Annotated in this window: 15 protein-coding genes, 1 tRNA gene, 2 rRNA genes and 1 pseudogene (1 of these 19 running past the window's edge); 2 read left to right on the top strand and 17 right to left on the bottom strand. The window is 36.4% G+C overall.

What is annotated here, in order from left to right:
• The 3 genes from EHW89_RS00095 to EHW89_RS00085 all read right to left on the bottom strand — a co-directional run.
• Positions 1-1,355 (bottom strand): 23S ribosomal RNA (locus tag EHW89_RS00095); it reaches 1,546 nt to the left of the window's first position.
• Positions 1,356-1,619: 264 nt separating this feature from the next.
• Positions 1,620-1,692: transfer RNA gene (locus tag EHW89_RS00090), tRNA-Ala, on the bottom strand.
• A gap of 56 nt (positions 1,693-1,748) precedes the next feature.
• Positions 1,749-3,304, bottom strand: a 16S ribosomal RNA gene (locus tag EHW89_RS00085).
• The 16S and 23S rRNA genes sit together here with 1 tRNA gene alongside, the layout of an rRNA operon.
• A gap of 326 nt (positions 3,305-3,630) precedes the next feature.
• On the opposite strand from EHW89_RS00085, the pseudogene EHW89_RS00080 reads away from it, so the two are divergent.
• Positions 3,631-4,611: pseudogene (locus tag EHW89_RS00080) on the top strand (IS30 family transposase).
• A 29-nt stretch (positions 4,612-4,640) separates the two neighbouring features.
• On the opposite strand, the gene EHW89_RS00075 reads toward EHW89_RS00080, so the two are convergent.
• From EHW89_RS00075 to ychF, 11 genes are all read right to left on the bottom strand, one after another.
• Positions 4,641-5,114: a sigma-70 RNA polymerase sigma factor region 4 domain-containing protein gene (locus EHW89_RS00075; RefSeq protein WP_126466341.1), complete on the bottom strand. Its 474-nt coding sequence runs from the start codon at positions 5,112-5,114 to the stop codon at positions 4,641-4,643.
• A 202-nt stretch (positions 5,115-5,316) separates the two neighbouring features.
• Positions 5,317-7,287 carry an ATP-dependent zinc metalloprotease FtsH gene (gene ftsH / locus EHW89_RS00070; protein WP_049512744.1) on the bottom strand — a complete coding sequence of 657 codons (1,971 nt, stop codon included), beginning with the start codon at positions 7,285-7,287 and terminating at the stop codon, positions 5,317-5,319.
• 20 nt (positions 7,288-7,307) lie between these two features.
• Positions 7,308-7,850, bottom strand: a complete 543-nt coding sequence (hpt, locus tag EHW89_RS00065) for a hypoxanthine phosphoribosyltransferase (protein WP_004225026.1) — start codon at positions 7,848-7,850, stop codon at positions 7,308-7,310.
• Positions 7,851-7,855: 5 nt separating this feature from the next.
• A complete protein-coding gene (gene tilS / locus EHW89_RS00060) occupies positions 7,856-9,133 on the bottom strand; it encodes a tRNA lysidine(34) synthetase TilS (protein WP_126466340.1) in 1,278 nt (425 codons plus the stop codon).
• A complete protein-coding gene (locus tag EHW89_RS00055; RefSeq protein ID WP_126466339.1) occupies positions 9,130-10,410 on the bottom strand; it encodes a serine hydrolase in 1,281 nt (426 codons plus the stop codon). Before EHW89_RS00055 ends, tilS begins: the two co-directional genes overlap by 4 nt.
• Complete coding sequence (locus tag EHW89_RS09565; protein ID WP_003026834.1) at positions 10,403-10,531, bottom strand: SP_0009 family protein; 129 nt, start codon at positions 10,529-10,531, stop codon at positions 10,403-10,405. Before EHW89_RS09565 ends, EHW89_RS00055 begins: the two co-directional genes overlap by 8 nt.
• A gap of 2 nt (positions 10,532-10,533) precedes the next feature.
• Positions 10,534-10,902 (bottom strand): septum formation initiator family protein, encoded by a 369-nt coding sequence (locus EHW89_RS00045; protein WP_003026832.1) that lies wholly within the window; start codon positions 10,900-10,902, stop codon positions 10,534-10,536.
• Complete coding sequence (locus EHW89_RS00040; RefSeq protein WP_003040545.1) at positions 10,895-11,161, bottom strand: RNA-binding S4 domain-containing protein; 267 nt, start codon at positions 11,159-11,161, stop codon at positions 10,895-10,897. Before EHW89_RS00040 ends, EHW89_RS00045 begins: the two co-directional genes overlap by 8 nt.
• Before the next feature lie 79 nt (positions 11,162-11,240).
• The gene (gene mfd / locus EHW89_RS00035) at positions 11,241-14,747 is read right to left on the bottom strand and encodes a transcription-repair coupling factor (protein WP_126466338.1); all 3,507 of its coding nucleotides are present in this window, start codon (positions 14,745-14,747) and stop codon (positions 11,241-11,243) included.
• Positions 14,740-15,309 carry an aminoacyl-tRNA hydrolase gene (pth, locus tag EHW89_RS00030; protein WP_126466337.1) on the bottom strand — a complete coding sequence of 190 codons (570 nt, stop codon included), beginning with the start codon at positions 15,307-15,309 and terminating at the stop codon, positions 14,740-14,742. The genes mfd and pth overlap by 8 nt, the downstream gene beginning before the upstream one ends.
• A 72-nt stretch (positions 15,310-15,381) precedes the next feature.
• Positions 15,382-16,497 (bottom strand): redox-regulated ATPase YchF, encoded by a 1,116-nt coding sequence (gene ychF, locus EHW89_RS00025; protein ID WP_126466336.1) that lies wholly within the window; start codon positions 16,495-16,497, stop codon positions 15,382-15,384.
• Between the two features lie 145 nt (positions 16,498-16,642).
• Here ychF and EHW89_RS00020 point away from each other — a divergent pair, with 145 nt between their 5' ends.
• Positions 16,643-17,143, top strand: a complete 501-nt coding sequence (locus EHW89_RS00020) for a YehR family lipoprotein (protein ID WP_126466335.1) — start codon at positions 16,643-16,645, stop codon at positions 17,141-17,143.
• Between the two features lie 23 nt (positions 17,144-17,166).
• On the opposite strand, the gene EHW89_RS00015 is transcribed toward EHW89_RS00020, so the two are convergent.
• From EHW89_RS00015 to dnaA, 3 genes are all read right to left on the bottom strand, one after another.
• Positions 17,167-17,364: a DUF951 domain-containing protein gene (locus EHW89_RS00015; protein ID WP_022526716.1), complete on the bottom strand. Its 198-nt coding sequence runs from the start codon at positions 17,362-17,364 to the stop codon at positions 17,167-17,169.
• The gene (dnaN, locus tag EHW89_RS00010) at positions 17,364-18,500 is read right to left on the bottom strand and encodes a DNA polymerase III subunit beta (RefSeq protein ID WP_126466334.1); all 1,137 of its coding nucleotides are present in this window, start codon (positions 18,498-18,500) and stop codon (positions 17,364-17,366) included. The genes EHW89_RS00015 and dnaN overlap by 1 nt, the downstream gene beginning before the upstream one ends.
• A 156-nt stretch (positions 18,501-18,656) precedes the next feature.
• Complete coding sequence (dnaA, locus tag EHW89_RS00005) at positions 18,657-20,000, bottom strand: chromosomal replication initiator protein DnaA (RefSeq protein ID WP_004225063.1); 1,344 nt, start codon at positions 19,998-20,000, stop codon at positions 18,657-18,659.

Here is a 20,000-nt window from a genome sequence, read left to right as displayed (position 1 = left end):
GGACGAGCCTTCCCCTGGAAACCTTAGTCTTACGGTGGACAGGATTCTCACCTGTCTTGCGCTACTCATACCGGCATTCTCACTTCTATGCGTTCCAGCGCTCCTCACGGTACACCTTCACCACACATAGAACGCTCTCCTACCATCCCCTAAAGGATCCACAGCTTCGGTAAATTGTTTTAGCCCCGGTACATTTTCGGCGCAGGGTCACTCGACTAGTGAGCTATTACGCACTCTTTGAATGAATAGCTGCTTCTAAGCTAACATCCTAGTTGTCTGTGCAACCCCACATCCTTTTCCACTTAACAATTATTTTGGGACCTTAGCTGGTGGTCTGGGCTGTTTCCCTTTCGACTACGGATCTTAGCACTCGCAGTCTGACTGCCGACCATAATTCATTGGCATTCGGAGTTTATCTGAGATTGGTAATCCGGGATGGACCCCTCACCCAAACAGTGCTCTACCTCCAAGAATCTTTCTGTCGACGCTAGCCCTAAAGCTATTTCGGAGAGAACCAGCTATCTCCAAGTTCGTTTGGAATTTCTCCGCTACCCACAAGTCATCCAAGCACTTTTCAACGTGCCCTGGTGCGGTCCTCCAGTGAGTTTTACCTCACCTTCAACCTGCTCATGGGTAGGTCACATGGTTTCGGGTCTACATCATGATACTATGCGCCCTCTTCAGACTCGGTTTCCCTACGGCTCCGTCTCTTCAACTTAACCTCGCATCATAACGTAACTCGCCGGTTCATTCTACAAAAGGCACGCTCTCACCCATTAACGGGCTCGAACTTGTTGTAGGCACACGGTTTCAGGTTCTCTTTCACTCCCCTCCCGGGGTGCTTTTCACCTTTCCCTCACGGTACTGGTTCACTATCGGTCACTAGGGAGTATTTAGGGTTGGGAGATGGTCCTCCCAGCTTCCGACGGGATTCCTCGTGTCCCGCCGTACTCAGGATCCTGCTAGGTATAAAGATTATTTAAAATACGAGGCTCTTACTCTCTCTGGCAACCCTTCCCAAGGTCTTCTTCTATAATCTTTAAGTCCACATCGCAGTCCTACAACCCCGAGAAGTAAACTTCTCGGTTTGCCCTCTTACCCTTTCGCTCGCCGCTACTCAGGCAATCGCTTTTGCTTTCTCTTCCTGCAGCTACTTAGATGTTTCAGTTCACTGCGTCTTCCTCCTCATATCCTTAACAGATACGGGTAACAGGTATCTACCTGTTGGGTTCCCCCATTCGGACATCCCTGGATCTACGCTTACTTACAGCTCCCCAAGGCATTTCGTCGTTTGTCACGTCCTTCTTCGGCTCCTAGTGCCAAGGCATCCACCGTGCGCCCTTACTAACTTAACCTTATTTTTGACCTCTCAGTCATATACTCATTAATATTCACAGCGTTTTCGGTTTATTTTCTTGTTACTATTTGATATCGTTATTCAATTTTCAATGTGCTAAATTTAGGATATTAAGAGACGGTTCGCTTGCGAAAACTTCTGTAGAAAAATAAGAAACTAACGCTGTGTTCCATGAACACAAGGAAGTTTATCTTTTTTCCTAAGAAGTTAGTCTCGTATTCAACTTCACTTCTTTATTAAGTTCAGTAGGATTCTATCCTAATGGAGCCTAGCGGGATCGAACCGCTGACCTCCTGCGTGCAAAGCAGGCGCTCTCCCAGCTGAGCTAAGGCCCCACAAGACCTCTCAAAACTAAACAAGACAAACTCAATGGCTTCCGTTTTTTCCTTAGAAAGGAGGTGATCCAGCCGCACCTTCCGATACGGCTACCTTGTTACGACTTCACCCCAATCATCTATCCCACCTTAGGCGGCTGGCTCCTTACGGTTACCTCACCGACTTCGGGTGTTACAAACTCTCGTGGTGTGACGGGCGGTGTGTACAAGGCCCGGGAACGTATTCACCGCGGCGTGCTGATCCGCGATTACTAGCGATTCCGACTTCATGTAGGCGAGTTGCAGCCTACAATCCGAACTGAGACTGGCTTTCAGAGATTAGCTTGCCGTCACCGGCTTGCGACTCGTTGTACCAGCCATTGTAGCACGTGTGTAGCCCAGGTCATAAGGGGCATGATGATTTGACGTCATCCCCACCTTCCTCCGGTTTATTACCGGCAGTCTCGCTAGAGTGCCCAACTGAATGATGGCAACTAACAATAAGGGTTGCGCTCGTTGCGGGACTTAACCCAACATCTCACGACACGAGCTGACGACAACCATGCACCACCTGTCACCGGTGTGCCGAAGCAAAATCCTATCTCTAGGACGGGCACCGGGATGTCAAGACCTGGTAAGGTTCTTCGCGTTGCTTCGAATTAAACCACATGCTCCACCGCTTGTGCGGGCCCCCGTCAATTCCTTTGAGTTTCAACCTTGCGGTCGTACTCCCCAGGCGGAGTGCTTAATGCGTTAGCTGCGGCACTGAGTCCCGGAAAGGACCCAACACCTAGCACTCATCGTTTACGGCGTGGACTACCAGGGTATCTAATCCTGTTCGCTCCCCACGCTTTCGAGCCTCAGCGTCAGTTACAGACCAGAGAGCCGCTTTCGCCACCGGTGTTCCTCCATATATCTACGCATTTCACCGCTACACATGGAATTCCACTCTCCCCTTCTGCACTCAAGTTAAACAGTTTCCAAAGCCTACAATGGTTGAGCCACTGCCTTTCACTTCAGACTTTTCCAACCGCCTGCGCTCGCTTTACGCCCAATAAATCCGGACAACGCTCGGGACCTACGTATTACCGCGGCTGCTGGCACGTAGTTAGCCGTCCCTTTCTGGTTAAGTACCGTCACAGCATGAACTTTCCATTCTCACACTCGTTCTTCCTTAACAACAGAGCTTTACGATCCGAAAACCTTCTTCACTCACGCGGCGTTGCTCGGTCAGGGTTCCCCCCATTGCCGAAGATTCCCTACTGCTGCCTCCCGTAGGAGTCTGGGCCGTGTCTCAGTCCCAGTGTGGCCGATCACCCTCTCAGGTCGGCTATGTATCGTTGCCTAGGTGAGCCGTTACCTCACCTACTAGCTAATACAACGCAGGTCCATCTCTTAGTGATGCAATTGCATCTTTTAATATCTTACTATGCAGTAAGATATCTTATGCGGTATTAGCTATCGTTTCCAATAGTTATCCCCCGCTAAAAGGTAGGTTACCTACGCGTTACTCACCCGTTCGCGACTCACAAAGTACGGTGTAGTAAACTACGGTGTACCTCGTGCGTTCCACTTGCATGTATTAGGCACGCCGCCAGCGTTCGTCCTGAGCCAGGATCAAACTCTCATTAAAAGTTTGAGTTCTCACTCATTTCTGTCACTGACAGATTTATTGTTTCTTCTTAATGTTTGACGGACTGTCTTCTTAAACAGTCGCCTGCACATTGGTTCGTCTTGTTCAGTTTTCAAAGGTCTTTGTCGCCCCTCAAGCGACAACTATCTTAGTATATCATCTCCTTCTCTTCTTGTCAATACCTTTTTTCAGCTTTTTTTACTTTTCTTAAACTTTTTCTTCCAATTTGATAGTTCTAAAATGAAGTTAGCCAGTTCGAGTGTATGAAAAAACATCTCAAAGAGATATACTTGTAGTTCACCACAAACACAAGGAGATTCTTTAAGATGCCTACTCATTATACCCCAAAAGGCAAGCATTTAACAATAGCTGAGCGCCGTTTAATTGAAAAGTGGAAGGACGAGGGAAAATCAAATCGTCAAATCGCTCTCTTGCTTGGAAAAGCACCTCAGACTATTCATAATGACATCAAGCGTGAGCTGGTTCGCCAACAAGTGCGCAAGGGAAAATTTGAACTGCTCTATTCTGCAGATACTGCTCAAAGTCGTTACGAATCAGCTAGAGAGAAGTTGTCCGAAAGTGTCGACTTGATAAGGCTACCAAGGAGAAAATCTTGCACTATATCAAGCAGAAATACTCTCCCGAAATGATGGTCAATGCAAAGAAAGTCAATGTCCCCATATCTACCATCTATTACTGGATTCATCATGGACAGCTGGGACTGACCTATAAGGACTTGATTTACCCCAGAAAGCCAAAGGCTGAAAAGAAGAGGGCTAGTCCACGGTTTAAACCTGCTGGGAAGTCGATTGAGGAACGACCTGAATTCATCAACCAACGCCTTGAAAATGGGCATTATGAGATGGATACCGTCATTCTGAACAAGCAAAAAAATCAGTGCCTTCTCACCCTCACTGACCGCAGAAGTCGGCACCAGTTCATCCGACTAATCTCTGACAAAACCGCTCAGTTGGTCAATCAAGCTGTCGCTGCACTTATGGAAACTAATACCATCAAATTCATCACGGCTGATAATGGAACGGAGTTTAATAGACTAGCTGAGGTATGTCCACAGGACAACATCTATTACGCACACCCTTACTCCTCACGGGAAAGAGGAACAAACGAGAATCATAACAGACTTATCAGACGATGGCTTCCTAAGGGAGTTAAGAAAATAACCCACAAACAAGTCACTTTCATCGAAAATTGGATCAATAACGTTCCTAAGAAAGTTTTAAACTACAAGTCATCTCAGATTTTTTTGTTGACTCGCTAACTTCTACTTGAAATTGAGCTTTTTATGACCTTTTAAAAGGGAAAGTCCTGACTTGTCTTAATCGCTATAGTCTTTTAAGTAGGATCTTAATTCTCGAATCATGGCTTGGCGGCCTTTGAACCGTTCGTCAGCTAGTAAGCGCTCGTACTGCTCCTGTTTCTCTGGGCTCAGTTGAGCTTGATAGCTCTTTAGCTGGGCTCGGAGAATCACCAATTCATCCAGATATAGTTCTTTTAGGCTGAGCTTGTGACCAATCTCGCTCACTTCTTCATAAGCTTGACGATCAAGTTTGCGTTTTTGACTTTCCTGTTTACGGAGGATGTCCAGGATATGATTCCGGAACTTGGTCTTATAGTAAACATAGAGCTGACTTTCTTCTTCTACCAGCTGCGGATACTGGCTTACCAACTGATAGAGCACCAACATTCCCTCTTGGTCCCAATCACTTAACTCCCACAGGTGGACATAATATTCCCTCCGACACTTCAGTACAATTCCTCTCACCTTGGCATATAACTCCTTGAACTCCATTTCCTTCTCCTTCCTTTTACTTACCTTTTAAGGATAACAAACTTGAAGCTTTTAGGAGGGCTGGGTAGCTGTTCTACTCTTTTCGCTTTCTATTTCGCACTTCTTAATACACCTATCTATCTCTTCAGGTACTTTTACATTCTTTTCAGCGGATAAAGTTAAAACCCTCTGATTCTAAATCAAAGAGTTTTATCGTTTTAATTTATTCTGGTTTTTGTTCTTCCATTTGAGATTTCACTTCATCATAACTCAAAGCATGCGAAGAACTTACACTTGGTTCATCAGGCATTTCGCCAGTTTCATACAATGATTTAATTTGATGACTATCAAGTGTTTCGTATTTAAGAAGAGCTTCTGCAATCAATTTATGCTTTTCACGATTGGATTGGATAATTTCTGCTGCTTTGTTACGCGCTTCATTAAGCAAATTACGTACTTCCTCATCAATTTCATATGCAGTTTGCTCTGAAATTGATTTTTGTGGGCTCGCAGCGCCAAACATCGCATGGTTTCCTTCATATTGAACTGGACCGAGTTTTTCACTCATACCATACTCTGTTACCATCGCACGTGCCATTTGTGTGGCTTGTTCAAAGTCATTGGAAGCGCCTGTAGTTTGGACGTTGAAAATAATTTCTTCAGCAACACGTCCCCCCATAAGTCCTGCCAATTGCTCTTTCATATCTTCTTTAGATAAAAGAGTCTGATCTTCTTTCGGGAGAGCAATCATATATCCACCTGCACGACCACGAGGTACAATGGTTACCTTGTGAACGACACGTGCATTTGATAAAACAAGACCAACAATCGTATGTCCTGCTTCATGATAAGCGACAATTTGCCGATCACGTTGTGAAACTGTCTTATCTTTTTTAGACGGTCCTGCAATAACACGATCTTCTGCTTCATCTATATCGGAAGCATCAATAACTTTTTTATTTCGACGCGCTGCGACAAGAGCCGCTTCATTTAAGACATTTTCCAAATCAGCACCAACAAAACCAGGCGTTTGTTGAGCAACTAGTTTTAAGTCAACATCTTCAGCAAGAGGTTTATTTCTAGCATGAACACGAAGGATTGCTTCGCGACCTTTTACATCTGGCTGACCAACAAGAACTTTACGGTCAAAACGACCAGGACGCAAAAGAGCGGGATCTAAAACATCACTTCGGTTAGTAGCAGCAATGACGATAACCCCTTCATTGCCTTCAAAACCATCCATCTCAATCAGAAGTTGATTAAGGGTTTGCTCGCGCTCATCATTTCCTCCACCGAGACCAACACCACGTTGACGACCAACAGCATCAATTTCATCAATAAAGATAATCGCTGGAGCTGCCTTTTTTGCATCTTCAAAAAGAGAGCGAACACGGCTAGCACCGACACCGACAAACATTTCAACGAAATCTGAACCTGAAATACTAAAGAATGGAACTCCTGCTTCACCAGCGACGGCTTTTGCAAGAAGAGTTTTACCAGTTCCTGGAGGGCCTTCAAGAAGAACACCAGCTGGTATGCGAGCCCCTAGTTTTGTATAACGTTTAGGATCTTTTAGAAATTCAACAACTTCAACTAGTTCTTGTTTTTCTTCTTCCGCACCTGCTACATCAGAAAAGCGTACTTTTATATCTTCTTTGTTTGTCGCACGCGCTTTATTACGTCCAAAACTCATAGCTCCACGCGCTCCACCGCCTCCACCTTGATTCATCATAGAGAACAGGAAGAAAGCAAAGATGGCAAATGGCACCAGAGTTGTCAGCACCTGAATCCAAACACCACTTGAACTTTCGCGTTTAATGGTGATTTCAGTTCCCTTATCTGAAGCTAATTTTTGTAATTCAGCTACCGTTAAATCTGAAGGTAGAATAACACTAGTAAAGCGGCTTACAGAGGTAGAAGAAGGAGTAAAAAACTGAATACCACTATTATCCTTTACCTTCTTTTCTTTCTTATAAGTACCTGCAACTTCAATAACACTACCATTTGGCTGATAGCTAATATCCTTTACATTTCCATTTCTAATTTCTTTAACTAACTCAGTATAGTTAATTTGCTGACTACGACCTACAGAACTTCCAGCTGAAAAATACTGAAAACCTGTAATAACAACAACAATAATTAAAATATATAAGAAAGGATTTTTTATAAAACCATTATTTTGTTTATTTTTCATCTATCTATCAATATACCTTTTTATTTTGTATAAACTTCTTCTTTTAAAACCCCTACATATGGAAGATTCCGATAATTTTCATCAAAATCTAGACCATAACCAACTACAAATTCATTTGGAATTGTAAAACATGTGTAATCTGCTTCAATATCAACTTTTCGTCCTTCGGGCTTGTCCAAAAGTGTAGCAATTTTAACAGACGCAGCTTTTTTCTCCCTAAATAACTCACACAGGCTTTTCAATGTTTTTCCCGTATCAATAATATCTTCGACAAAAAGAATATGACGTCCAGCAATATCTTGATCAATATCTTTAATAATATTGATAACACCACTGCTAGATGTCCCACCATGATAACTTGACACTAACATAAAATCCATTTCAATATGGGTATCAACATGCTTTATCAACTCTGCCATAAAAGGAATGGAACCTTTTAGAATTCCTACAAAAATAGGATTTTTCCCTGCATAATCACTAGTTAATTGAGTTCCTAAATTTTTTGCTGCTGCCACGATCTCATCATGTGAAACCAAAACTTTCTTAATATCTTGTTCTAGCATCTTCTTTACCTATCTAAATTTTGAATATAAAGTTTGTTATACATTATATCATTTTTTTGACTCTTACTCAAATCACATGTTACGATTCCAGCAATTGCTAAGATTTCCCCATTTTGCTCAATAATAACAGCATTTTTTCTTTGATCTATAGGAATTTTTTGATCAATAAAATACCGACGAAGTTTTTTATAATGTTGATTCAAGAATATTTTATCTTGTTCTCTTCTGCGTCGAAGTATAATTTCTGTTTCACGTGAAACAAATACTTCTTGAATTTCTGTACCATGAAGTTCTTTTCCAAAAGAAAAGCGATAATTACCATATTCCACAATATCGTTATATTTTAACAAAATTGAATCCACTTTTAAATCAGACTGTGGACTGATTTTACGAATCTCAAAATAATCATAATTTTTATATAGCTCATAATCCGCTTTAAGTAGTTGTTCATAATTAGAATGTTTGTTTAAGATTGTTAAAATATCAGAAAACTGTGCTTTACTTATCTGTAAATCAGGAAATTTCTTTAAATAAGTCTGTAGTAAAAAACTTTGTACACAATAAGGTTGGTATTGGAATTCCTTTACATTTGTTAATTCAATATTCTTCGTTAAATATACTAATGCATCTTGCATTTGAGAAATCTCTATTCCCAATTCTATTAAATGTTTTTTTAGTTGTGGATTTTCTTTTTCCAAAATTGGGAAATAATCGTTTCGAATCCGATTGCGCAAGTAATGATTTTCTTGATTTGTCCAATCTTCAAAGTGAAAAATAGTAGGGAAATCTGATTTTTGAAAAGACAGCAATGGTCTTATCAATTCTCCATTCGCAAATCTTTGTTTTTCCTTTATTCCTGAAATATGAAATAAACGACTGCCACGAAGAATTCTCATAAAAATCGTTTCTGCTTGGTCATCAGCATGGTGTGCTGTTACTAATGCTGTGCATTGTTCCTCTTTCATAATTTTTTTGAAAAAAGCATAGCGAAAATCACGCGCTTTTTGTTCTGAGAATGGTCCAGAAAAACTTGATGTAAAAATGCTTACACCAAGTTTCTTTGCTATTTTTTTTAGTTTTTCTTCTTCAAAGTCAGATTCTTCTCTCACTCCATGATTAACATGAGCAAGGTAAATTTCTATTTCTAGTTTTTCGCGATATTTATAAAGCCAATCAAGCAAAGTCATAGAATCTAATCCACCAGAAATAGCAAGTAAAACTTTTCTATGATGTCTGAAATAGCCTTTTTTTTGCACCATTTGAAAAAATTGTTGTTCTATCATTTCAAAACCTCATAAATATCATCTGCAATTTTAGAAATGGTGTCATAATCAGAATGATTTGTAAAAATAGACAGAACAAAAGGAGAATTAGCATAAACAATTGCAACATCATGCTTAAAATCATAAGCATCCCCAATTTTATGAGCCACTTTTACATTTATATTTTTAGAAATACGCTGCTCATCAAAATTTGTTTGTGATAGTGCATTGATAATGTCCCCATTTTGTTCATAGATAGCTTCCATCACATTTCCTGCCATCCTTGCTGAAGCATCGCGTTTTTCCACATCCCATTTTTTCCCAGCGATTTGCTCAATTGTTGCTTGATAAGCGTTGTCTGATTGATTAGTAATATAATATCCTAAAATATTTGTAGCTGCATTATCCGATTCTTTTGCGATATGGTTCATCAATTCCTGAATGCTGTAGGATTTATTATCTGATTTTTTAGAAATGCTTCCACTACCTTCTGTATCATAAGCACCTGAATAGTCATTTACAGCAGGAATATATTTTAAACCAGAAGATGGCTTGTATTTTCCTTCATTTAATTGCTTCTGCGCATAATAAAGAATGGGAAGTTTTGCCACACTAGCAGAATACATTTCCAAATCTGGGTTGATACCAGCAGTTTTCCCAGAATCTAGTTGTTTTACATAGATAGAATAGTCTGCTTTATTGTACTTGCTTGTTAAAATCTCTTGAACTTTATCCATACGATTATCTGTATCAGACAAGTATTTCACATCAATCCAACCTTTGCCCTCAACATAAGCATATTTTCCTGATGTCGTCTCAGCAAGTTGAGTAATTTTCACTGGGTGATAAGGTAATAAATTCGTCTTCACTTCCTTTGTTCCATTTACAAAAGCTTGATTGTAAACTACAAACGACGGTTTGAGCCACATTGTTTGTGAAACATCTTCACTAGATTGGACAATATCATCATAAATCATTCGTTTATCGGCAGGAATGAATTGTCCATTTGCGAGTTTAAAAACTGGGAGTCCTTGTTCATTGACTTGTAAGTCAGAAAGTTTAATTGGTGTATTCGGAGTTAAACTCCCAGCAACTTTTTCTAAATTTAAGGACGTATAAGTTGGAATTTGCTCATAAACATTTGGATTGGTTGGAAGATCCGTGTAGTAGTTACTGTAGGTCGTACTAGTAATTTCATATTGTTGCTTTGCGGTCAATTTTACATCTTGTTCTGTACTTACTACTGTCTTTGCAGTAAAAAATGCTGGCAACAATAATAGAAATAGCAACTTACGCATGCTCTCCCCTTTCCTTTTTAGTCTCTTCTAATTTTAAAGCCTGATTCTTTCTGGATAATTCTTCTAATTTTTCATCAGAAAACTCCAAAAATTGTTCAATCGTTTTTAATAAATTTTCCATTCTTACTGTGGCAACAATCCTGGGATTGTATAGATATATTCCCCTTGTTTAGAATAATAATATTTAGCGCGTGCATATTTAGCAGCATATTCTTCATCTTTTAATTTATTAGCAAAAGCTTTTTGAGATTCTTTTTCGTTGCTTATTTCTTCGTACCTCTTTTGTAAATGCGTCAATTGTGTTCGACGTTCTAATAAATTTCGATAGCTTTGAACCAAATTAAATGTCGGTAAAATGAACAATAAGATGACTAAAATCAATACCCACCCCATAAAGCGATTCTTTTTTCTTCTTTCTTGCTCTAAATAACGGCGATGTTGGTTTTCATCTTGTATATAGCGATTATTTAATTGAACAATATTTCTAGCCATCTACTTCTACCCTTGTTTCTTTTATAATTTCATACATTTTAGTGGCATCTTCTTTTTTAGTACTGTCTTTCATTTCTAGAACACGAACTAATAAAATTTTATTTCCAAAACGAATCTCTATTTCGTCATTGATTTTTAAATCTGTTGAACTTTTAGCTAAAATTCCATTTACTTTAATTCTTCCCTTATCGGCCACCTCTTTAGCGATAGGACGACGTTTTATAATACGGGATACTTTTAAATATTTATCTAACCTCATAAAGTTACCTCAATTTATTATTTTACCATTTTTTAAGAAAATATTATAGACGAAAATGAAACTTTACAAAATTGTAAAGTTAGCAATCTTTCTTTTGATTTTTAATTTCTACTAACTTTTCTGAAAACTGCAGAAGTCCTTCTAAAATTTCATAATCTTTTTTATTTTTTACATCAAATATAACTTCAATCAATCCCTTATTTTCTGAAATTCTTGCTTTTAAATTTGTTACAGAAAGAGCTTCAAAGTAATCTTGAGTTAAGAAAAACTGTTGAGAAACTTTTTCAAATCGGACAATCACAGATTGTTGCTTTTTTTCAACAAGCTGAACAAAAGCTTGATCTAAATAAGACTTTACAAGGCCAATTTCTAATAAAAAGGCAACAACATCTGGATATTCTCCAAAACGATCTATCAATTCATTCTGTAATTCTTCATAATTTACACGACTGTCAATTTCGCGAATACGTTTGTAAATTTCAATTTTCTGCCTTTCATCAGCAATATAATCGCTAGGAAGATAGGCATCAATCTGCAAATTAATTTCAGCATTTCCTTTTTGCCTTCTTTTTTCTGTACCTTGTTTTTTAGCAATAGCCTCTTCTAATAATTGAGAATACATCTCAAATCCAACAGAATCAATAAAGCCAGATTGTGAACTTCCTAAAATATTTCCAGCACCGCGAATAGATAAATCTCGCATAGCAATTTTAAAACCAGAGCCTAATTCTGTAAATCCTTTTATAGTTTCCAAACGTTTTTCAGAAATTTCTGTCAAAGCCTTGTCAGGACGATACATGAGATAGGCATAAGCAATACGATTACTACGACCAACACGCCCTCGTAATTGATATAAAGTTGACAATCCCATATGATCTGCATTTTCAATAAAAAGAGTATTAACATTAGGAATATCAACACCAGTTTCAATAATAGTCGTTGTGACCAAAAGATCATATTCTCCATTGATAAAATCAAGTAAAGTATTTTCAAGAAGAATTTCACTCATTTGACCATGTACATATCCAATAGAAGCTTCTGGAATCAATTCTTTCAATTCTGAAACTTTTTGCTCCATTGTGTCAACTTTATTGTAAAGATAGTAAACCTGCCCTCCTCTATCCATTTCTCTTAAAACTGCATCTCGAATAACTGTTGTATTATTTTCTAAGACATAAGTTTGAACAGGATAGCGATTTGTTGGAGGAGTTTCAATAACTGATAAATCACGTATACCTAACATGGACATATGGAGTGTACGAGGAATAGGGGTCGCCGTCAAGGTTAAAACATCAACTTTCGTTTTCAACTCTTTTAATTTTTCTTTATGTTTAACTCCAAAGCGTTGTTCCTCATCAATAACAATGAGTCCTAAATCAGCAAATACAATATCTTTTGACAGGAGACGATGCGTTCCAATAATAATATCCACCTGCCCTTTTTTTAATTTTTCTAAAATTGTTTTTTGTTCTGATTTACTTTTAAAACGACTTAATACTTCAATGTTGATAGGAAAATCGTTAAAACGTTCCTTAAAGTTCGTATAGTGCTGTTGAGCTAAAACCGTAGTGGGAACTAAAATTGCTACTTGCTTATGATTATTTACTGCTTTAAAAGCAGCTCTCATAGCTACTTCCGTCTTCCCAAAACCAACATCTCCAACTAAAAGACGATCCATAGGATGATCACTTTCCATGTCTTTTTTTACTTCTTTTATAGAGCGCAACTGATCTTCTGTTTCTACATAAGGAAAATCATTATCAAATTCTTGCTGATAAGAATCATCACTAGAAAACGCAAATCCCTTTAATTGACTTCTCTCTGCGTAAAGTTTGATTAAATCCTCAGCAATATCTTCGACTTGATGTTGTACTCTCTGTTTAGTTTTTTGAAAACGTCCATCATTTAATTTATTGATTTTAGGCGCTTTACCATCACTCGCAACATATTTAGAAAGAAGCTGAATCTGATCAACAGGAATAGAAATACGATCTGCATTTTGATATTGAATAGTGAGATAATCACGATGAATTCCTGAAATTTCAATCGTTTCAATTCCTAAATATCGCCCAATTCCATGAACGTTATGAACAACATAATCTCCTTTTTCCAGCTCATTATAATTTTTCAAACGTTCAGCATTAGAAATATTCTGTCTACGAACTTTTCGTTTTACTTTTTTTTGCAGAATTTCATACTCTGTAATCAAAACAATTTTTTCATCTACAAAATTAAACCCTTGAACTAAATGCCCTTCTACTAATTGAACAGCATGTTCATGAATTTTAGTATCATTGACATAATCAAGTGAAATTTCATACTCTTGTAAAGTTTTATGTAAACTTTGTAAAGATAATAAAGAATTTGATTGTAAAATAACTGTATAGTTAGATTTTTTATAGCGACTGATTTCTTCTTTCAAAAGCAGGAATTGACTAAAAAATTCCTGCATAGGATACTGATTAAATTGATAAAGAGAATCAAATTTTAAATTTCCCAGTCCTTTATGAAAATTGGAAAAGAAGGTAGCTGGTTTATACTTTCTAAATATTGAATAAACATCTGCAAAATAAGATTGATTTGCAATAGCTTTACTAGTTTGTAAATCTTCTGTCAATAAATTTGCTGCTTCTAATTGAAACTGAGCATGTCTATTCATAATTTTTTGAAAATCATCAAAGAAAATTGGGCTATGTTTTGGAAGATAATCAAGAATTGTCCATTCATTTTGATAAAAATAAGATAATAATTTTCTAATATCAGCATGTTGAGTTTGTTCTTTTGTACTAGCTAAAATCTCCTCTAAATAAGATTTTGAGGTTGAATCTACTGTTTTTTCTATAAGATTTTCTATTTTTTTCTGTGCATTTTTATAATCTGCTTTAGCAAATATGATATCTGTAGCAGGACGAATATGCACATGTTCTACATTTTGAATAGAAATTTGATTTTCAGGATTAAATAGACGAATACCATCAACTTCATCACCAAAAAATTCAACCCGAAAAGGCATTTGACTAGAGCGCTCAAAAATATCTAAAATATCACCACGAAGACTAAACTCCCCTTGTTTCAATACTTGTGACACTTGCTTATAACCTGAATTTAACAATTGAGAAATCAAATCTTTCAACTCATATTCTTGCCCTATTTTTAAATCAATATAAGCTGAATTGAAATTAACAGGATTGGGTAAAAATAGTTGACTAGCTGCCACATTAACTATCAAAAATCCTGATTGTTGAGAATCTAATAAAAAATCTAGAGCTTCCAAACGAGAAAAAATCTTTTCTTGAGAAGAAAAGACAAACTCAGCTAACGGAGTATCATCTGCAAGAAATGTATAGACCCTCTCTTCTCCCACCAAGCCAATCAGATCACTAGAAAGTCTTTCTGCTTCACTATAAGTAGACGTTAAAATCAAAATTTTGTGATTTTCCTCTACACAAGAGGCCATTGTAATAGCCTTAGTTGAAGATGACAAACCCATTAATAACTGCCGAGTTGATTTATTTAGATTTCTTTGCCAATCAACTATTTGTTTATTTTGATTAAATAACTCAATAATATCCATCTTTTTATCCATTGTATTGTTGCATTGTTTGTTCAAAATTATTAGACTGTAAATAATAATTTACAGCACTGTCAACTTTGTCAAGTGTATTTAAAATTATAGCATAGTCTCCTTTTGAAAATTTTCCTAACACATGGTGAATAATGGTTATATTATTTTCGGGACGACCAATACCAATTTTAATTCGTTTAAATTCTTGGGTTCCTATATGTTTGATAATTGATTTGATGCCATTGTGACCACCAGCAGAGCCTTTTGCTCTAAGTCGTATTTTTCCTACTTCCATATCTAAGTCATCATAGATAACCACTAAATCTTCAATATCTAGACCATAATAAGATAAAAGAGCATAAACAGCTTTTCCACTCTCATTCATAAAGGTTGTTGGTTTTACAAAATACACTTTCTCACTATTTAAAAATGTAGAAGCTATCTCTGCTTGAAAAATTTTATCAGTTGTAAACTTTAAATTTTGTTCTTTACACATTTTGTCGATTAGCATAAATCCGACATTATGTCTTGTTTCAAAATATTTTTCTCCAGGATTTCCTAATCCTACAATCATCTTTACCATTTTTTACCTCTAAAAAGACCAAAAGGGCTGGAAAAGTTTTTCCAACCTTGTTTATATTTAATTTACAATGCTTTACACATTAAATCTAAATTCCATAATATCGCCATCTTGAACGATATATTCTTTTCCTTCTTCACGCAGTCGTCCTGCTTCTTTGACTGCTTTTTCACTTCCATATTTCACTAAATCATCATAAGACATGGTTACAGCACGGATGAAGCCTTTTTCAAAGTCTGAGTGAATAATTCCAGCTGCTTGTGGTGCTTTCATGCCACGTCTAAATGTCCAAGCTCGAACTTCCTTTTCTCCTGCTGTAAAATAAGTTCCAAGTCCTAATAAATGATAAGCTGCTCTGGTTAATTTGTCAACCCCAGATTCATTCAAGCCCATTGCTTCAAGAAATTCAGCTTTATCTTCATCATCTAGCTCAGAAATTTCTTCTTCAGCACGCGCAGATATAACAACTACCTCTGCATTTTCAGTTGCTGCAAACTCGCGAATTTGTTGAACATACTCAATATTATCCGGATCTGCTACCTCGTCTTCACCAACATTCGCAACATAAAGCACTGGTTTTGTAGTCAATAAAAATAATTTTTTGACAATTTTTTGTTCTTCTTCATCAAATTCAATGGTACGTGCTGATAAACCATTTTCTAAAAATGGTTTAATTTTTTGCAAAACATGAAATTCAGCTACTGAATCTTTATCTTTTTGGGTTCGAGCAACTTTTTCCACACGTGCATAGCGTTTGTTGATACTTTCTAAATCTGCCAAAATCAGCTCAAGATTAATCGTTTCAATATCAGCCATTGGGTCAACAAAATTTGACTCACGTCCTTGTTCCCGCATAACATTTTCATCATCAAAAGCCCGAACCACATGAACAATGGCATCTACTTCACGAATATTAGCTAAAAATTTATTTCCTAGACCCTCTCCTTTTGAAGCACCTTTTACAATCCCTGCAATATCTGTAAACTCAAAAGTTGTTGGCACTTTTTTCTGTGGTTTGATAAGTTCTGTTAATTTATCCAAACGAGCATCTGGAACTTCTACCCGTCCAACATTAGGATCAATCGTCGCAAAGGGGTAGTTAGCTGCCTCTGCTCCTGCCTTTGTAATTGCATTAAATAAAGTGGATTTTCCAACATTAGGTAATCCTACAATTCCTGCTGTTAAAGCCATTTCGCTCTTCCTTTCACCTTTTCAATTCAATAAACCATTATATCATATTTACCACTATTTGACTTATAACTTAATCATTTTTGTAAAATGTTGTATTTTCCTAATAAAAATATTATAATTTTATTGAGGTATAGGAGGTAATGCCATGAAAAAAAGATATTTAAAACAATTATTGGTTAGTATTGTTGCAGTTTTTTCACTCATCACTCTCATTGCATGCGGGTCTCAGGAAAAAAAGATGTCATTTCAAAGAATTGATCAAAATTTACAATACGACTTACGTTTAACTTATTATTATAAAGGAGATACTGTCACAAAACAAACTACTAATTCATTTTTGTCTTATAAAACCTTAGGAGCTACTAAAAAAGAAGATGTTAAAGACAGAATTGATAAAGCTTCTCAAATGTATCAAAATATTAAGGGAATTAAAGAAAAAGTCACTTATGAAGAAAAGGGAGTTAAGGAAACTGTAGAAATTAACTTTAATAAAGTAAACTTCGATAAATTAGCAACCTTGCCTGGAATGTATACAGATAAGAATACAAGAAAATCTAAAAAAATTAGTATGAAAGCTAGTAAAGAACTCTTAACAAGTAAAGGTTTTAAAGAAATTACAGACGGTAAATTTGAAAAATTAAAATAAAATCATGAAAAAGTGCTAAGAAATCAATTTCCTAGCACTTTTTTTAGTTTTCGTTCAAAATCATATCGGCTCATCATCACGATATGTTGGCAATTTGTACAGCGAATTTTAATATCCGCACCCACTCGAATAATTTCCCAACGATTTGCTTTTTTGCCTGTAGATTTAATCGTACAAGCATGTGGTTTTTTCATTTCAACAAAATTTCCTACATCATACATTAGTTTGTTCTCACTGGCGTAATCAATTGAATAAAGTTTTCTGTGTCATCGCTTGGTATCAAAGTAAATGGACGAACAGCTGAAATAAAGCTGATTGTAACTTTTTCACTATTAATAGCTTTCAATGAATCAATTAAATAAGTTGGATTAAAACTGATGGTTAAATCTTGACCTGAAATACTTTCAGTATCAATTTCTTCATTCACACGTCCAACTTCAGGAGAGTTCACATGTGCACTAACTACACCATTTATAATTTCTAATTTAACTGTTCCATTTTGAGTCGCATTTGAAAGAAGACGTGCACGTTCCATCGCATAACGAAGATTATTTTTATCAAATGTTACGATACTAGTAAATTCTGTTGGAATTAAACGGTCGGTATCAGGATAATTTCCCTCTAACAGCCGAGTGTAGAAGCTAATATTTTCACTTCTAAAGAGCAATTGATTATTTGTGAAGTAAATCTCTACTGTTTCAATATTATCCGTAAAAACGGCTGAAAATTCGCGTAGAGAACGACTAGGAATAACAACATCAAAATTATCCCCATTTTTTTCTAAGACAATCTTCTTTTGGCTCATCCGATGAGAGTCTGTTGCAACCGTCTTTAAATTTTTATTTTCTGTTAAAACAAAATGAACCCCCGTTAAAATCGGACGACTTTCTTGTGTACTAGCTGCAAAAGCTGTCTCGTTAATAATATTTTTAAGAACACTTGTTTCAAGCATCAAAGGATTACTTGCTGAAATTTCTTGAATACGAGGGTATTGATCTGCATCTTTTCCTTTTAAGGTAATTTCTGATTTATCACTAGTTAAAACAATTTGCTTTTGCTCAATTTCTTTAAAATCAAGTGTAACATCAGGAAGACTTGATACAACATTGATGAAAAAAGTTGCTTCAAGCAAAATGGAGCCTGAAGAGGTCACTAAAAGCCCTGCATTTTCGTTTTTAATTGAAATAAAATTTTCAATAGAGATTTGTCCATTTGAACCAATTAATGTAATTCCTTCATTTGTAACATCAATTTTTACTGTAGAAAGAATGGGAATAGCATTTTTAAGACTAATAGCTCGTTTTGTTGTATTTAAAGCTTGTAAAAATAAATTTTTATTGATTGAAAAGTTAATCATAGACACTCCTTTTATTATTTTATGATTATTAAGTTAATAGTAATAGTAGTTTGTGTGAAACTTGTGGAAAAGTTTCCTAATCAGCGATAGAACACAAAAACAGACCTGTTTATAAATTGTGAATAACTTTAACATTTTTTCTGCAATTATCCACAATTATCTGATTTTATTTTTTATGTTTTCTATTTCTAATCGAAGATTATCATCCGTTTCGAGCATTGTTTTAATTTTCCCATGAGCATGTATGACCGTTGTATGATCTTTACCGCCAAATTCTCTTCCAATTTTTGGAAGACTATTATCGGTTAATTCACGGGCTAAATACATAGCTACTTGTCTAGCAAGGACAATATTTTGAACCCGACGACTTCCTTTCATTTCTTTAACGCTAACTCCATAGAAATTTCCAACTTCTGTTTGGATTTTATCAATTGGAATAACTAAAATTTGACTTGCATCTTGTTTTCGAGCTCGAATAGCTTCAGCAGCAGCGTCAATTGTAATTTCTTTCAGATTTTTTACTCTAGCCATAAGAGAAATATCATTTAGAGCACCTTCTAAATCTCGCACATTTGAATCAAATTGACCTGCTAGATATTCTAAGGTATCATTTGGAAAAATGTAATCTAAACCTTCTATCTTATTGCGTAAAATAGCGATTCTTGTTTCAAAATCAGGTGGAGTAATGTTTTGAGTTAATCCCCATTTGAAGCGCGTGACTAAACGTTCTTCAAGATTATCCAGATGATCAGGACTTCGGTCGCTTGTTAAAACAATTTGTTTATTATCTCCGTGCAAAGCATTAAAGGTATTGAAAAATTCTTCTTGAGTAGAAACTTTTTTTCCTCCTAAAGATTGAATGTCATCAATCAATAAGAGATCAAGGCTGCGATAAGTTCTCTTAAAACTTTCCATTTCTCCTAATCGAAGATGTTCTAAAAAGTCGTTGATAAAAGTCTCAGCAGGAATGTATTTCACTCTAGCATCAGGAATATTTTCTAAAATTTGATTTCCAATTGCATTTAGTAAATGGGTTTTTCCTAATCCTGGTCCACCATAGATAAACAATGGATTATAAGTTGTTGCTAAATTTTCAGAAACAGCGAGTGCCGCCGATAGAGCCCAAACATTTCCATCACCTTGAACAAAATTATCAAATGTATATTTTGCTTTTAACCCAGTTTCAACAGGAGGAAGACTTGGTTTACCTACTGAATGATTTGTATTTGTTGATGGAGTAACTTCATCATTTTCCTCTTGAAAGATATAGTGTACGGTGATTTGGTCATTATAAATTTCAAAACCTGCAGTAATGATGACATCTGCTAAATTTTGATCCCAAAATAATTGTTTGACAGGACTGTCAAGAAGTACAGTAGCTTGAAAATTTTCAACTTTCATTAACCGAGCTCCTGAAACAAAATAATCATATGTATTTTTTTTGATTTGTTTTTGAGCCAATTCTAAAACACGCGCCCAAAAATTAGCTTCTTGTGACAT

The sequence above is a fragment of the Streptococcus periodonticum genome, from assembly GCF_003963555.1.
Classification (GTDB): domain Bacteria; phylum Bacillota; class Bacilli; order Lactobacillales; family Streptococcaceae; genus Streptococcus; species Streptococcus anginosus.
This window is presented reverse-complemented; position numbering and strand designations above follow the sequence as displayed.